The following is a 13,248-nucleotide window of genomic DNA, read 5'->3' as shown; positions in this document are numbered from 1 at the left end:
TCTGTTGTTCTTTATTTACGCCACGAGAATAAGTGAAATTCCGAACTTAACCAAGCGTGACGCAGCGCCGTGAACAGCGAATTTACCCCTTCGAGCGCCCGCCGCTCGCGGCCTCGGCCGGAATGCTGCGCGCGAGCCCCTGGAGAAGCTCTTCCTCGGTGATGCGGTCGATCTGCTGATCGGCGAACTGATCGTCCGGGCCGAGCACGTTGACCTGCCGCGAACTCGGCAGCGACGGCGCAGCCTCGGCTTCCGGCTCGTCGACCTCGACATGGGATTGCAGCGAGTGGATCAGGTCTTCCTTGAGATCTTCCGGCGAAACGGTCTGATCGGCGATTTCGCGAAGCGCCACCACCGGATTCTTGTCGTTGTCGCGATCGATCGTGATAGGCGCGCCGGCCGACACCGCCCTTGCCCTGTGCGCAGCGAGAAGCACAAGTTCGAAGCGATTCGATACCTTATCAACGCAATCTTCTACGGTGACGCGTGCCATGAACACCTCAAATGTTGGAAGGTCGCTAAAATAGGACCGCCGCCCAGCATTTGCAAGCTCAAGTTGGCACGAGTGGCTTGCCGGAAGCTTTCCCTTGCCCCGGCCGGAACACGCGCATACCCGCATGCCTTTTCCTGACAAGAGAGATGAAGCGCCACTCAATGCGGAAGACATGTCATGACTGTCAGCATAACTCACGTCTACGATACCTACGAAAGCGCCGGTTGCGCCATAAAAGAGCTTGAGGCGGCCGATTTTCACCGCGATGAAATCAGCATCATCGGCACCAATCCGAAGGCTGATGAGGCTTTCCACGCAATAGAGGAGAACGAGGAGGGAGATGCCGCCGCCACAGGTGCAACGCTTGGTGGCGTTGCAGGCGCAGGGGCAGGCATGCTCGCTTCACTGGGCCTTGTGGCCATACCGGGCATCGGCCCGCTCGTTGCGGCGGGCGTCCTGGCAACGACGCTGGCAGGCGCGGCGACGGGCGCGGTAGCGGGCGGTCTTCTCGGCGGGCTGGTCGCCTACGGCATTTCGGAAGACGAAGCCGAAGTTTACGCCGAATCGCTGAAACGCGGCGGCACGCTTGTCTCACTCCGCGTCCATGAGGACAAGGCCGACGAAGCGGAACGCATCATGCGGCGCCATCACCCGGTCGACATTAAAGCGCGCGCCGACGAGTACCGGAATGACGGCGATCGCGATAGGGCCGCCGCCTTTCCTCAAAAGGAGAGCGGCACGGGCAGACAACAGCCGCGCGCGATGTAATCCGAGGGGGATGCGCTTCCTGCATCCCCTTGTCATTCACAGGGGTGTCAATGCCCGCGCGACAACTCCTCGCGAATGATCGCCGTCACACAGGTTGCCACGATGCCCGGGAGATCCGAGCGAAGCGCGACGATCTCGCTTCTCAGCGCCGACACTTCTTTCCGGATGTCGCCGAGTTCCGCCTTGACCTCGAGGAGCGCGTTTTCATTATCCGTCACCTTGCGCAGGATGTGGCGGGACACGGCTTTTTCGCCCTTCGCGTCTTCTTCGAGAAGCGTCAGGCGCCGGTTCAGCGTCGCAATATCGGACTCGTCGATCATCGTGCCTCGCGCTTCTGTTCGCGCCATCATACGAAGTGGAAAACTGTTTCGCAATTCGAGACCGCCCGTTAACCTTTTTTGGACCGCGCACATCTTGTCTCTCGGACGCGGTTCTTCTAAGCCTTTTCCCATGAGCGCTGAATCGCTTCCGCATGCGGATCACAAAGACGTCGAAGAACTTGCGCGGGGCGTTCGCTCCGGCAATCGCGTGTCCGTCGCGCGCGCCATCACCCTGATCGAGAGCCGAAAACCCGCGCACCGCGTGAAGGCGCGGCTTTTGCTGACGACACTGAACGATGCGGCAGGGCGCGCGCTCCGCGTGGGCATAACCGGCGTGCCCGGCGCGGGCAAGTCGACCATGATCGACGCGCTGGGAACGCTGCTTGTGCGGAAGGGGCACCGCGTGGCCGTGCTCGCGGTCGATCCGTCCTCGACGCGGTCGGGCGGCGCGATCCTCGGCGACAAGACCCGCATGGCATCGCTCGCCGCAGAAGAGAACGCATTCATTCGCCCCTCCCCATCCTCGGGAACGCTCGGCGGCGTGGCGCGTACAACGCGCGAAACGATCCTTCTTTGCGAGGCGGCAGGCTTCGACGTGATCCTTGTCGAGACGGTCGGCGTCGGGCAGTCGGAGGTCACCGTCGCCGGCATGGTTGATTTCTTCCTTCTGCTGATGATCGCGGGCGGCGGCGACGAATTGCAGGGCATCAAGAAAGGCGTGATGGAGCTCGCCGACATGATCGCGATTACCAAGGCCGATAGCGGTAACGAGTACGCCGCGCGCCGCGCCGCCGGAGATTATCGCGCCGCCCTCCACATCCTCACCCCCGCAAGCGCAACGTGGAAACCGCCCGTCATTACGATCTCCTCGCGCGATGGCATCGGCCTCGACGATTTGTGGACGAATGTGCTCACCCATCGCGCAACCCTCGAAGCGACGGGGGAATTCACGTCCAAGCGCCGCGATCAGGACGTGCGCTGGATGCACGCGATGATCGAGGAGCAGATCCGGCAGGCATTTCTTGCGAACGAAGCGGCTACCGCGAAAATCGCCGCGCTCGAAAGCGAGGTACGCAGCGGCGTCAAACCGCCGTCCGTCGCCGCCGACGAGGTTACCGCCCTGATTTTCGGGCGCGGTTGAGCCAATGAAACGCGCGTATCCCATCCGCGTGCTCGTGACCGGCTTCGGCCCTTTTCCCGGCGTGCCGCATAACGCGTCGGAAACGCTCGTGCGCCTCCTTGCGACGCAAGCCCCATTCCGCGCAAACGGGATCGAGGTTTCAACCGCGGTTCTTCCCGTGACCTGGGAGAGCGCTCATAAGGCCGCAAGCAGCGCCGTCGCCGCTTTCGCGCCCGATGCTGTGCTTCATTTTGGCGTTTCGAGGCGCGCCACGGCCTTCGAGATCGAGTCCCGCGCAGTGAACATGTGCGGCCAGCGACCGGATGCCCATGGCCGGATCGCGCCGCCGATGCCGCTCGTGCGGGCGGGCAAGCCACTCCTCGCGCCGACGCTCGCTCCGCTTCACCTCATACGCGCCTTGCGCCGGGCGAACGTTCCAGCGGAACTGTCGCGAAACGCCGGCCGTTATCTTTGCAACGCACTTTACTACCGAAGCCTTGCGCGCGAGGGCGATGGCGGGCCGCTGGCCGCGTTCATTCATATGCCGGTTCTGGGTGATCCTTCGCTGCGCTCCCGCATAACGATGACGCAAGCCGTGGATGCCGCCCGAATTCTCGTTCAGGCCGCCGCCGAAGCCGTGCTAAGCGCGAAGAGGCAAACGGCACGCCAAGGCAGGAGACGATACCGCGATGGATCGCAGACATTTCATAGGCTTGGGCGGAGCGGCGGCCCTGTTCGGTGCGAGCGCGGCTGAAGCGGCTGTCGCCGTCGCGGAGCGGTCCGGCAGGGCGCTCTCCGATTTCGGCGTCATCGCGAACGGTGAAGCGGATCAGACGTCCGCGCTGCAAAAGGCCATCGACGCCCTTGCCGAAGCGGGGCAGCCGATCCTCGTGCCGGCGGGACGTTATCGTGTGTCGGGCGTCCAGCTCCCGGCCAGGGCAACGCTCATCGGAACGTCGGGCCTAAGCGTGATCGTCGCACCACCCGGCCGCCCGGCATTCGAGTGCGTCGGCAAAGAGAGCGTGACCCTGCGCGGTCTGTCCTTCATCAATCAGGGCCTCGTCGCGCGCGAATGCCGCAATCTGACCGTGGCAGAGTGCGAAGTTCTTTCGAGCGACGGCGACGGCCTCTATTGCGGGGGCTCGGGCCTGCTCGTCACCGGCAATCGCGCGTCCTCCTGTGCGAAAGCCGCCATCTGGGTCGAAGGTGACGGCCTCGTCACGAACAACCTTGTCAGCGGTCGCGGGCGCTTCGGCCTTCGCATCGGCAACGCGTGGCGGCTCGGCACGGTGAGCGTGATCGCCAACTCCATCGACGGGACTTCGGTCGGCATCGGCGTTTCAAGCGCCGAGCAGGGCTACGCCATGATCACAATGAACCTGATCGCCGGTGCAAGGGAAGGCGGCATACGCGCGCTCGATGGGGAGACGATGATCGGCAAGGATCTGACGCGCGGCGGCTCTGAAGCCTTTCGCAACCTCGCCATCGCCGCGAATGTGTCGATGTGACCGTTGACGTCCGGCGCGCCGCGCCGTCAGCGACGCCGATCGAGGCAGGCTGATCCGGGCCGCAAAATTCGCGGGCGATCCCTAAAGAATGCAGATGCCGCGCATCGTGGGGCTGACGCAAAATTCAACCTGCAAACGAGGAAAGCGAGCGGCATCTTTTCCCGATATAATACTTGCCGGGGAATGTATACACTGCGCCGCTTGTTTGACACTTTCCGTACCTTCAAAGAATAATTTGGCGAAACCGCAAACCGGCCGAGCCATACGATGTTTTTCTCAAGACCGAGCCAGCCCGATTTTGTCGGCGAACCGGTGAGTGCGCCCCGACGAAGCACGGAGGGTGCGCCTTTTCTGACGCTCGATGGCGTAACGCTTCAATACAAGACGCGCGACCGCATCGTGACCGCCACCTATCGCGTGGATTTCAACGTCTTCAAATCGGACCGTTACATCCTGCTCGGCCCTTCGGGTTGCGGAAAATCGACGCTGCTGAAGGCAGTGGGCGGTTTCATCCGGCCTACCGAAGGCGAAATTCTTCTCAACGGTCAGAAGATCCGGAAACCGGGCCCCGACCGGATGATGGTGTTTCAGGAGTTCGATCAGCTCGCGCCGTGGAAAACGGTCCGCGAGAACATCCTTTTTCCGTTGCGCGCCACGGGCAAGTTCTCCCGCGCCGAAGCCGAAGACCGCGCCGCGTACTACATCGAGAAGGTCAAGCTCGACAAGTTTGCAAATGCCTATCCGCATACGCTCTCGGGCGGTATGAAACAGCGCGTGGCCATCGCGCGGGGAATGGCGATGGAGCCGGACATTCTGCTGATGGACGAGCCGTTTGCGGCCCTCGACGCCCTGACCCGCGACCGGATGCAGGACGAGTTGCTGCGGCTCTGGAACGACACGCGGGTCACACTCCTGTTTGTCACGCACTCCATCAGCGAGGCCGTCAAGCTCGGCAACCGCATTCTGCTCCTGTCCGCGCTGCCGGGACAGGTCAAGGCGGAGATCGGCTCGCGTGGCGACGGCGTTTCCGACGCGGGGCTCGAAACGATGATCCACGATATTCTCTTCTCGGACGGTGACGGCGCGGCCGCACACGCACCCGCGCATGTCTGAGCCCGTGACCGGCGCCGTGGAGCGCCCCGACGTCTTCTTCGAGACAAAGGCGACGTCCGCCATCGGCCCGACCGAAAAGCGAATTTCGTTTGCCGCGCGGCTGTGGATGAGCGGCGTCTTCCGGAAGAGCGTCATCCTCGTTCTGCTCGCCACGGCATGGGAGCTGTACGCGCGCCAGCTCAACAACGACCTGCTTTTCCCGACCTTTTTCCAGACCGTTACGGCCTTCGCCGACTGCATCGAGGACGGCACGTTGCCCGCGCGCGTCTGGTCATCGCTCAAGGTGCTGCTGACGGGCTACAGCCTCGGCATTCTGATCGCCGCGGCCATCACCGTTCTCGCTCTCGTTACGCGCGTCGGCGACGACCTGCTCGAAACGCTCACCGCGATGTTCAATCCGCTGCCCGCCATCGCGCTCTTGCCGCTGGCGCTGATCTGGTTCGGGTTGGGCACGCAGAGCATCGTTTTCGTTCTCGTCCATTCGGTACTCTGGCCTGTCGCGCTGAATGCGAATTCGGGCTTCAAGTCCGTATCGCCGACGCTGCGCATGGTCGGACGGAACTACGGCCTCGGCCTGTTCGCGACAGTGCGCCAGATCCTCATTCCTGCGGCGCTGCCAAGCCTCATCACGGGCCTCAAGGTGGGCTGGGCCTTCGCATGGCGCACGCTGATCGCGGCGGAACTCGTGTTCGGCGTCAGTTCGGGAAGCGGCGGTCTCGGCTGGTTCATCTTCGAGAACAAGAACCAGCTCGAAATCGCGAACGTCTTCGCCGGGCTTTTCACGGTGATCCTGATCGGGCTTGCGGTGGAAGGGCTGATCTTCCGCACGCTTGAGGAAAGGACCGTGCGGCGTTGGGGCATGCAGTCTTGAATCCGTGTCGGTCGCGACGCGAGCCGCCGCTTGTTCGGCGCAGCGCTTGCCTTGTGGGACGGCGTGAAAATTTGCGCGAGCCGTCGCTCGCGATAGAGGGGAAAAGATCATGAAGAACCTGTTCCGAAGTTTGGCGGCTGCCGTCGCCGGGTTCCTGTTTCTAGCAACGGCGACGCCACAGGCGAACGCCGAAACCGGCACCGTCCGCATCGCGAAGCAGTTCGGCATTTCCTATCTGCCGCTGGTGCTTCTCGAAGAGCAGAAACTTATCGAAAAGCACGCGAAGGAACTCGGCCTCGATGTGTCGGTCGAGTGGCTGCGCTTCACCGGCGGCTCGGGCATGAACGAGGCGATCCTGTCCGGCAACCTCGATTTCGCATCGGGCGGAGTGGGGCCTCTCCTGACGATCTGGGGCAAGACGCAGAACAATTTCAAGGTGAAGGGCGTCACGTCCTTCAACGCGATGCCGATCATTCTCAACACCAACAACCCGAACGTTAAGACCATCAAGGACTTCACGGAAAAGGACAAGATCGCGCTGCCCGCCGTGAAATCCTCGATTCAGGCGGTGACGTTGCAGATTGCCGCCGAGAAGGCGTTCGGCAAGGGTCAGGCGAACAAGCTCGACTCGATCACGATCTCGCTCGGCCACCCGGACGGTCAGGCGGCGCTTCTGAGCGGAAAATCGGAGGTTACGGGGCACTTCACCGCCGCACCGTTCGCCTATGACGAGCTTGCCGATCCACGCGTCCACAAGGTGCTCGACAGCTACGAAGTGCTCGGCGGCCCGCACACCTACAATTCGGTCTGGGCGACGTCGAAGTTCCACGACGAAAACCCCAAGGTGATCAAGGCGTTTCTCGCCGCGCTTGAGGAGGCCATTTCGTTCATCAAGGCCGAGCCTCTGAAGGCCGCCGAGATCTGGGTCAAGGCCGAAAAATCGAAGCTGACGCCGGAGCAGGCGGCAGAGCTGATTACGAAGCCCGAAAACGAATGGACGCTGACGCCCAAGAAGATCGTCGATTATGCGGACTTCATGTATTCGACGGGCGCGATCTCGGCGAAGCCCGCCAGCTGGAAGGACGTCTTCTTCGACGACATCCATCACCTGCCCGGGAGCTGAGACCGCTGCGCGCTCGGATAGAGCGAGGCGAGGCAGACTGACGGTAACCGAAAATTGCGACTGTCGTGCGCCCCGCCGGCGCATAAGCTTGGCGGGGCGTCTTCATTGCATCGGCGATATCGTATACAAGCGTGAGAAATGACTAAGGAAAATCAGATATGAGCGAACCCGCGAAACGGGATGGGGGCAGCATTCCGCATGTCCTCGCCCACAATCCGGCGGATAACGTGGCCGTTGCGGTGATCGAGGGGCTGAGCGCAGGCACGACCGCGTTCGGCGTGATCACCGAGACCGACGCGCCCTTTCAGGTGCTGGTGAAACAGGACATCCCGATCGGCCACAAGGTCGCGCTCAGGGATCTGAAAGCGGGCGAAACGGCCATCAAATACGGTCAGGACGTGGGCCGCATCGTGAAGGACGTCGCCAAGGGCGAACACGTCCACATCCACAATCTCAAGACCAAGCGCTGGTAAGGACGCCACGATGAGCATAGTGCAAGGCAAGCAAAGCCCGTTCGTCGGCGGCGCCCCGGATCAGTTCTTCACACCGGCGCTTTCCGGGAAACGGGCCTCGCAGGACTACGCGAAGGCCACCTTCACGGGCTGGCGGCGCGAAAACGGCCGCGTCGGCGTTCGTAATCACGTCGTCATCCTGCCGCTCGACGACCTTTCCAATGCGGCTTCCGAAGCCGTTGCGGCGCAGGTCAAGGGCACGCTGGCGCTGCCCCACGCCTATGGCCGCCTCCAGTTCGGCGAAGACCTCGAACTCTTCTTCCGCACGCTGATCGGCACAGGCTCCAATCCGAACGTCGCCGCCGTCGTCGTGATCGGCATCGAGGACCAGTGGACGAACCGCGTCGTCGAAGGCATCGCGAAAACGGGCAAGCCCGTCGTCGGCTTCGGCATCGAGGGCCACGGCGACATAGCGACCGTCGCGAAGGCGAGCTACGCGGCGAAGAAGTTCGTGCAGTGGGCGACCGAGCTGCCGCGCGAGGAAGCCCCGATTTCCGAGCTTTGGGTTTCGACGAAGTGCGGCGAGTCCGACACGACGACGGGCCTTTCCTCCTGCCCCGCAGTGGGCAACATGTATGACAAGCTGATCCCGCTCGGCATCTATGGCGTCTTCGGCGAAACGACCGAAATCACCGGCGCGGAGCATCTGGCCCGCGAGCGCGCCGCGACGCCCGAGATCGGCGAGAAGTGGTATGCCATGTGGAAGGCGTATCAGGAAGACGTGATCGAAGCGCACAAGACGAACGACCTTTCCGACAGCCAGCCCACCAAGGGCAACATCGCGGGCGGCCTCACGACCATCGAAGAGAAGGCGCTCGGCAACCTCGAAAAGATCGGCCACAATTCCAAGTTCCTCGACGCGCTTGAGCCCGCCGAGGCTCCCGCGAAAGGCCCCGGCCTCTACTTCATGGACTCATCCTCGGCAGCGGCCGAGTGCGTGACGCTGATGGCGGCTGCGGGCTACGTGGTCCACACCTTTCCGACGGGTCAGGGCAACGTCATCGGCAACCCGATCCTGCCGGTCATCAAGATCAGCGGCAATCCGCGCACGATCCGCACCATGGGCGAGCATATCGACGTGGACGTGTCGGGCGTTCTGCGGCGCGAGATCACCATCAGTCAGGCGGGCGACTCGCTCATCGACATGATCGTGCGCACGGCGAACGGGCGGCTCACGGCGGCGGAAGCACTCGGCCACCGCGAGTTCGTCATCACCAAGCTTTATCGCAGCGCCTGACGCGCGATAGGCCGAACCTCGGCCGGGCGCACGCATGCGAAAGCAGCGAGCGCGCCCGGAGGATCGGGAGAACCCATGAAAGTTGTGGTGACGGAGTTCATGGACGAGGACATGCTGCGCGCCGGGTTGCCCGGCGTGGAGGTCGTCTACGATCCCGAACTGGTCGACAAGCGCGACGCGCTCTTCGCCGAGGTTGCCGACGCGGACGCGCTCATCGTGCGCAACCGCACACAGGTGAAGGGCGCGCTCCTCGATGCGGCGGCGCGGCTCAAATGTATTGGCCGTCTCGGTGTCGGCCTCGACAACATCGACACCGCCGCATGCAAGGCGCGCGGCATCGCCGTTTATCCGGCAAGCGGCGCGAACGACATTTCCGTGGCGGAATATGTGATCGCGGCGGCGCTGCTGCTCATGCGCGGCGCGTTCGGAGCGAGCGCGGAACTGGCGAAAGGCGGCTGGCCGCGTCAGGCGCTGATGAACGGCGGCGAGGTTTACGGCAAGCGTCTCGGCCTTGTCGGCTTCGGCGCGATTGCGCGGCACGTGGCGCGACGTGCGGCGGCTCTCGGCATGACTGTCGCGGCTCACGATCCTTTCGTCGCCAATGACGATGCGGCATGGACGCAGGATTTCGGCCGCGTGGAGCCGCTGGGCCTCGACGCGCTGCTCGCCGCGTCGGACATCCTATCGCTTCACGTGCCGCTGACGGATGCCACGCGCGGCCTCATCGACGAGCGCGCGCTTGGCCGCATGAAGCCCGGCGCGATCCTCATCAACACGGCGCGCGGCGGCGTGGCGGACGAGCGCGCGCTGGCCCGCGCCCTTCGCGAAGGACGGCTTGGCGGCGCGGCGCTCGACGTGTTCGACGCGGAGCCGTTTCCGCAAGGCTACGCAGAGCGCTTCGAGGGCTTGCCAAACCTTGTTCTAACGCCGCATATCGCGGGGCTTACGGCGGAGGCAAACCGGCGCGTGTCGGAATTGACCGTCGCCAATGTCCGCCGCCATCTTGCCGAAGCCTGACGCATTCGGAGCCGATAATGCCGATCTTGACCATCGACGAGGCGGAAGAGCTGACCGCCCAGGCCCTGCAACGCTCGGGCGCGAATGCATCCAATGCCGCCAGCACCGCGCGCGCGCTCGTTGCCGCGGAGGCGGATGGCCTCAAGGGGCACGGGCTGGTGCGCGTGCCGACCTACGCGGCGCAGTTGAAGTCGGGAAAAGTGAAGGGCGACGCGGTGCCTTCCGCAACGCTCACGCGCCCTGCGGCGCTTCTCATCGACGCCGGTTACGGCTTCGCCTATCCCGCGCTGGAATTCGCCGTCGAGCGGCTCGTGCCGCTCGCCCGCACGCACGGCATCGCGCTGGCAGGCGTTACGCATTCGCATCATTGCGGCGCGGCGGGGCTTCCCGTCGAAGCCCTCGCCCGAAACGGTATCGTCTCGCTGCTGTTTGCCAACGCCCCCGCCGCGATGGCGCCCTGGGGCGGGCGAACCCCGCTTTTCGGCACAAACCCGCTCGCCTTTGGCTGTCCGCTGCCGGCCGGCGATCCCATCGTCGTCGACATGTCGCTGTCGAAGGTGGCGCGCGGCAACATCATCGCGGCCAAGCGCAAGGGCGAGGCGATCCCGCCGGACTGGGCCATGGATGCCGAAGGCCGCCCGACGACAGACCCGGCAGCCGCGCTGGCTGGCACCATGGCCCCGCTCGGCGACGCAAAGGGCGTGGCGCTCGCGCTCATGGTGGAGCTTCTGGCCGCTGGGTTGACCGGTTCGCGCTTCGCTTCGGAAGCGACGTCCTTCCTCGATGACATCGGCGAACCGCCTGCGACCGGCCAACTCCTGATCGCCATCGACCCGCTCGTCTTCTCCGACAACGCCCTTGAGCGTTTCGCAGTGCTCGCTCGCATGATCGAAGCGCAGGAAGGCGCGCGCCTGCCGGGAGCGCGGCGATATCGGATCCGCGCGGCCTCGCGCCGGGATGGGCTCGACGTCGCAGAACCGCTCGTTGCGGAAATCGCAGCGCTTGGGGCATAGGTCCGGCGCCGCATCCGGACCGTTCATGACCGTCAGCAGCGGCAGAGGGGCTGACGTCGACATTACAGACCTCACATCAGGCAGATCCGGCTCTCCAGATCCCCAGGCGCAAGCGTCGCCTTTGCAGCGCGATTTTTATTGTGCCGTGATCGATGGCGCATGCGTCCGCATTCTCACCGCTGACGTCTTCCATTTCCGAGGAACGCGGTGCCCCGCCAACGCGGCAGCAGGCTCGGTGTGCGGCGAGCCGTGCGGTTTGTGCGCCGATAATGCAGGCATCGGCACCATTCGTAGGTCGACTTTTCTATTATTCGCGCGATAAACCAAGAAATGTTAAATCGAAACTCATGAAAAATTGACGACGCCGATAAACTTGAGCACTCCTTCAACGAAAATCGGAATAGCACGCAAAACAACGCTCAGCTCGAATTCGCAATACAGCCATAATTTCGCCTTCTGATGCTTTGGCTCTCTCTCTAAGATGGTGATTTAATGGTTGCGTGGCTTATTAAATCAAATTCGTGGCCGATGTCTCTACGGCTCATGATTACGGGAGCGATCATCACATCGGCAGCGTTGATACAGTTGCCCGTGGCTGTCGAAGTGCCTGGCGAACCCTTCCTCCTATGCTACATCGCATCTGCCTGCTGCGCGTTAGCTTTCGGCCGCGTCAACGGCTTCCTTGCCATCGCTATCAGCTCGGCCTTGTCTTTTCTTTTCTTCGAGCCTTATCGTTCTTTACGGATTCAGTACGCTGGCGATCTCATCGCAATCGAAGCGTACGCCGTTATCGGCGCGATCAGCGTTTCGGCGCTCGCAAGGATGGTGGCGTCGATCATCGCCGAGCAGGAGACTGCCTCCCTCGCAAAACAACACGAGGAGCACAGCCGACTGATGCTGAACGAGATGACCCATCGTGTTGCCAACAATTTTCAGGCTGCTGCGTCGCTCATCCGATTGAGAGCCTCTGACGTGCGAGACTCAGGAGCAAGAACCGCGCTCGATGAAACGGTGGAACAAATCCTTATTTTTGCGCGGCTTCACCGGCAGCTTTGCAACAACGTCGATGGTGCCATCACCCTTGATAGCACCCGCTTTTTAAGAGAAATCTTTGAGGCTATCAAAAATAGCCAGGGAATGAGAAGTGACATACGGCTCGAACAGCAGGTTCAAAACGTTGATCTCACGGTCGCGGAAGCCTTGCCGCTTGGCCTCATTGTGAATGAGCTTGTTACCAATTCGATGAAATATGCCTTTCCGAATTCGCGCCCCGGCTCGATCACCCTGACACTCACGGTCTCGGGATCAGATTGTCAGCTTTGCGTTTCTGACGACGGGGTCGGTTTGCGGAATGGAGATTTTGGTTCCGGAAGGGGATTGGTTTTGGTGCGAGAACTGACCAATCAACTCAGGGGCGAATTCGAAATTCGCTCGTCGAGTAAAGGGACCGAAGCGAAAATCAAATTCCAGGCAATTAGGCGGTCCAAGTTGCAGACACTGGCCGCGTGACCGGGATCCCGCCGTGGTCCGTGAACCGGATGTCGGCCCTCGACGCCGGCGGGCTTTGCCGCTTTGTCATGCGAAGTGCGAAATGAGCATGGGCTTGTCAAAGCGCGAAGCCGATTTGCTGCCCTGATGCTGTCGGACAGTCCAACTCAAGCGGGTCAATGCACAGCCGCCGAGGTCTCTGCGCCCGACGCCGCAAGCGCATCGCGCTTGATCCGCTGCACCATCGATGCGAGGCCGTTCGAGCGTTGCGGCGTCAGATGATCGTTCAGCCCGAGCGATTTGAAAACGGCCTTCTCGTCGGTCGAGAGAATTTCGCGAGCGGTCCGTCCCGAGAACAGCGCCAGCACCACCGCAATCAACCCCTTGACCAGATGCGCGTCGCTATCGCCCCGCAGTTCGATCACGGTGTCTGGACCGGAGCCTGTCGCCTTGCTGACAACCCACACCTGGCTCGCGCAGCCGCGCACTTTCGTGACGTCGTTGCGCTCGGCGTCTTCGAGCGGGGCAAGCGCGCGGCCAAGCTCGATCAGATAGCGGTAACGGTCCTCCCAATCGTCGAGGAAACCGAAATTCTCGACGAGTTCGTCGATGTTCGCTGAGCCGGTCATGAGTGTGTCCTGTCCGGGCGCGTAACGCCCAAAAAT

At 62.7% G+C, this 13,248-nt stretch carries 15 protein-coding genes; 12 read left to right on the top strand and 3 right to left on the bottom strand.

What is annotated here, in order from left to right:
- Nucleotides 1-82: 82 nt before the first annotated feature.
- A complete protein-coding gene (gene rpoZ / locus QM659_RS02305; protein WP_127079540.1) occupies nt 83-493 on the bottom strand; it encodes a DNA-directed RNA polymerase subunit omega in 411 nt (136 codons plus the stop codon).
- A 177-nt stretch (nt 494-670) separates the two neighbouring features.
- Here rpoZ and QM659_RS02300 point away from each other — a divergent pair, with 177 nt between their 5' ends.
- Nucleotides 671-1,261: a hypothetical protein gene (locus QM659_RS02300; RefSeq protein WP_415187232.1), complete on the top strand. Its 591-nt coding sequence runs from the start codon at nt 671-673 to the stop codon at nt 1,259-1,261.
- Nucleotides 1,262-1,308: 47 nt separating this feature from the next.
- On the opposite strand, the gene QM659_RS02295 is transcribed toward QM659_RS02300, so the two are convergent.
- Entirely contained in the window at nt 1,309-1,581 is a 273-nt protein-coding gene (locus QM659_RS02295; RefSeq protein ID WP_303483782.1) for a hypothetical protein, read from the bottom strand.
- Between the two features lie 130 nt (nt 1,582-1,711).
- On the opposite strand from QM659_RS02295, the gene meaB reads away from it, so the two are divergent.
- From meaB to QM659_RS02240, 11 genes are all read left to right on the top strand, one after another.
- Nucleotides 1,712-2,722, top strand: a complete 1,011-nt coding sequence (meaB, locus tag QM659_RS02290) for a methylmalonyl Co-A mutase-associated GTPase MeaB (RefSeq protein WP_415187231.1) — start codon at nt 1,712-1,714, stop codon at nt 2,720-2,722.
- 4 nt (nt 2,723-2,726) lie between these two features.
- Nucleotides 2,727-3,455, top strand: a complete 729-nt coding sequence (locus tag QM659_RS02285) for a hypothetical protein (protein ID WP_415187230.1) — start codon at nt 2,727-2,729, stop codon at nt 3,453-3,455.
- A complete protein-coding gene (locus tag QM659_RS02280) occupies nt 3,391-4,209 on the top strand; it encodes a glycosyl hydrolase family 28-related protein (protein WP_415187229.1) in 819 nt (272 codons plus the stop codon). The genes QM659_RS02285 and QM659_RS02280 overlap by 65 nt, the downstream gene beginning before the upstream one ends.
- Before the next feature lie 267 nt (nt 4,210-4,476).
- The gene (locus tag QM659_RS02275; protein WP_127079552.1) at nt 4,477-5,322 is read left to right on the top strand and encodes an ABC transporter ATP-binding protein; all 846 of its coding nucleotides are present in this window, start codon (nt 4,477-4,479) and stop codon (nt 5,320-5,322) included.
- The gene (locus QM659_RS02270) at nt 5,315-6,193 is read left to right on the top strand and encodes an ABC transporter permease (RefSeq protein WP_415187228.1); all 879 of its coding nucleotides are present in this window, start codon (nt 5,315-5,317) and stop codon (nt 6,191-6,193) included. Before QM659_RS02275 ends, QM659_RS02270 begins: the two co-directional genes overlap by 8 nt.
- Nucleotides 6,194-6,302: 109 nt before the next feature.
- A complete protein-coding gene (locus tag QM659_RS02265) occupies nt 6,303-7,316 on the top strand; it encodes an ABC transporter substrate-binding protein (protein WP_415187227.1) in 1,014 nt (337 codons plus the stop codon).
- Between the two features lie 158 nt (nt 7,317-7,474).
- Nucleotides 7,475-7,789 carry a UxaA family hydrolase gene (locus QM659_RS02260; RefSeq protein WP_415187226.1) on the top strand — a complete coding sequence of 105 codons (315 nt, stop codon included), beginning with the start codon at nt 7,475-7,477 and terminating at the stop codon, nt 7,787-7,789.
- 10 nt (nt 7,790-7,799) lie between these two features.
- On the top strand, nt 7,800-9,065 hold the full coding sequence (locus QM659_RS02255) for a UxaA family hydrolase (protein ID WP_415187225.1): 1,266 nt from the start codon (nt 7,800-7,802) through the stop codon (nt 9,063-9,065).
- A 75-nt stretch (nt 9,066-9,140) separates the two neighbouring features.
- On the top strand, nt 9,141-10,082 hold the full coding sequence (locus QM659_RS02250; protein ID WP_415187224.1) for a hydroxyacid dehydrogenase: 942 nt from the start codon (nt 9,141-9,143) through the stop codon (nt 10,080-10,082).
- 17 nt (nt 10,083-10,099) lie between these two features.
- Nucleotides 10,100-11,095: an Ldh family oxidoreductase gene (locus QM659_RS02245; RefSeq protein WP_415187223.1), complete on the top strand. Its 996-nt coding sequence runs from the start codon at nt 10,100-10,102 to the stop codon at nt 11,093-11,095.
- Between the two features lie 492 nt (nt 11,096-11,587).
- Entirely contained in the window at nt 11,588-12,604 is a 1,017-nt protein-coding gene (locus QM659_RS02240) for a histidine kinase dimerization/phosphoacceptor domain -containing protein (protein ID WP_415187222.1), read from the top strand.
- 155 nt (nt 12,605-12,759) lie between these two features.
- On the opposite strand, the gene QM659_RS02235 is transcribed toward QM659_RS02240, so the two are convergent.
- Entirely contained in the window at nt 12,760-13,212 is a 453-nt protein-coding gene (locus QM659_RS02235; RefSeq protein ID WP_415187221.1) for a SufE family protein, read from the bottom strand.
- Nucleotides 13,213-13,248 lie beyond the last annotated feature (36 nt).

Origin of the sequence: Rhodomicrobium sp. (genome assembly GCF_047605405.1) — a bacterium.
Taxonomy (GTDB): domain Bacteria; phylum Pseudomonadota; class Alphaproteobacteria; order Rhizobiales; family Rhodomicrobiaceae; genus Rhodomicrobium; species Rhodomicrobium lacus.
The sequence above is the reverse complement of the archived record's forward strand: the minus strand, read 5'-3'. Positions and strand labels throughout refer to the sequence as shown.